Raw genomic sequence first — 1,518 nt, forward strand, 5'->3', positions numbered from 1 at the left:
AGATAGAACTTAGCCCACATGAGATTTATTAATCGTTTAAGCTTTGGGACGCTCTCTTCAACGATGTTATCACCTTCAACTATTTTTTTGATACTATATATCTATTGAGTTATATATTTAATGTTTTGATGGGAACTACGGTTAATTTGGTATTTAACATGGAATTTTGTTTGAATTTCTATGAACTCATCATTATCGAGTAAATGTAGGCAATACTTCATATAAAATCGAAAACTTTAAATAGTCATCCAATATAGAATATAACATAGAATATTTCGAGGTGATTTTATGGCAGAACTTCCAGTTGCACCAATAGAGAGAATCTTGAAGAAGGCAGGTGCTGAGAGAGTAAGTAGGGCAGCAGCAGTTAAACTTGCTGAGGCTTTAGAAGACATTGCAATGGACATTGCTAAAGAAGCAGTTGCATTAGCAAAGCACGCAGGTAGAAAGACAGTTAAAGTTGAAGATATCAAGTTGGCTTTGAAATAATCCTGTTTTTTTGTTTTAACAATTATTGATGTTTTTTTCTCTTTTATGAATTTATAGGCAATGTTAAATATATAACTATAATCACATTGTTAGATATTGTTGTAAAAATTAAAATTTAATTTATTAAAATTTTTAACTTCGCCCCCGTGGTCGAGATAGGATAAGATGCTGGGCTTCGGACCCAGTGGTCGAGGGTTCAAATCCCTCCGGGGGCATCATTTATTCCATATATTTAAAAGTACAAATTTTGGTGATTTCATGGACATTATTTCAAAATTTTTTTTGGCAGTTGTGGTTGTCTGTATTTTGGTTTTATTGATAAAAAGGAGTAATTCCTTAGATAATCGTGGTATCTGTGCATCCTCAGTAATGGCATTTATTATAATATTGGGTGCTGGATTAACTTGGCTTATGGTCTTGCTTTCCTTTTTTGTATTGGGTGTTTTAGTAAGTAGGACAGGATATTCAGCAAAGAAAAAAATGAGATTGGGGGAGAGCAAAAGAACAGTAAAAAACGTCCTTGCCAATGGATTAATCCCCTTATTATTTGTTATTCTGTATTTCTTTGGGTTTAAATTGGCATTATTTGGATATGTTGGTTCAATAGCGGCAGCAACATCAGATACATTTTCATCTGAATTAGGGGTTTTGTCAAAGGAAACACCAAGATTAATAACCACTCTAAAAAAAGTAGAAAAAGGAACTGATGGAGGAATAACGTTCTTTGGGACATTTGCTGGGTTGATGGGGGCTTTTTTGATAGGTATTGCAAGTTATTTACTATTTAAAAATTATGATTTAATCTGGATTGCAACAGTCTCGGGAATCTTTGGTAATTTGGTAGATAGTTTTTGCGGAGCAGTGTTTGAGAGGCAGGGGATTATGAATAAGGAACATGTTAACTTTATAGCAACACTAATTGGGGGGATTTGCGGGATATTATTAGTATAATTTCAAACTTTGTCTTAAAATTTTAAAATGGGTTAAATCTTACTTAAATTTATTAACTGATAGTGTGATTTAACACTA

General features: G+C 32.9%; 2 protein-coding genes and 1 tRNA gene. All 3 read left to right on the forward strand.

What is annotated here, in order from left to right; genetic code table 11:
• Positions 1-288 precede the first annotated feature (288 nt).
• A complete protein-coding gene (locus tag METFODRAFT_RS09565) occupies positions 289-489 on the forward strand; it encodes a histone family protein (protein WP_007045428.1) in 201 nt (66 codons plus the stop codon).
• Positions 490-629: 140 nt separating this feature from the next.
• A tRNA-Arg gene (locus tag METFODRAFT_RS09570) sits at positions 630-704 on the forward strand.
• A gap of 43 nt (positions 705-747) precedes the next feature.
• Entirely contained in the window at positions 748-1,440 is a 693-nt protein-coding gene (locus tag METFODRAFT_RS09575) for a TIGR00297 family protein (protein WP_007045429.1), read from the forward strand.
• The last annotated feature ends 78 nt before the right edge of the window (positions 1,441-1,518 follow it).

Origin of the sequence: Methanotorris formicicus Mc-S-70 (assembly GCF_000243455.1) — an archaeon.
GTDB classification, from domain to species: Archaea; AGJL01; Methanococci; order Methanococcales; family Methanococcaceae; genus Methanotorris; species Methanotorris formicicus.

Coding starts and splice junctions, on each gene's coding strand:
- METFODRAFT_RS09575 (WP_007045429.1), top strand. CDS start 748: ATGGACATTATTTCAAAATTTTTTTTGGCAGTTGTGGTTGTCTGTATT.
- METFODRAFT_RS09565 (WP_007045428.1), top strand. CDS start 289: ATGGCAGAACTTCCAGTTGCACCAATAGAGAGAATCTTGAAGAAGGCA.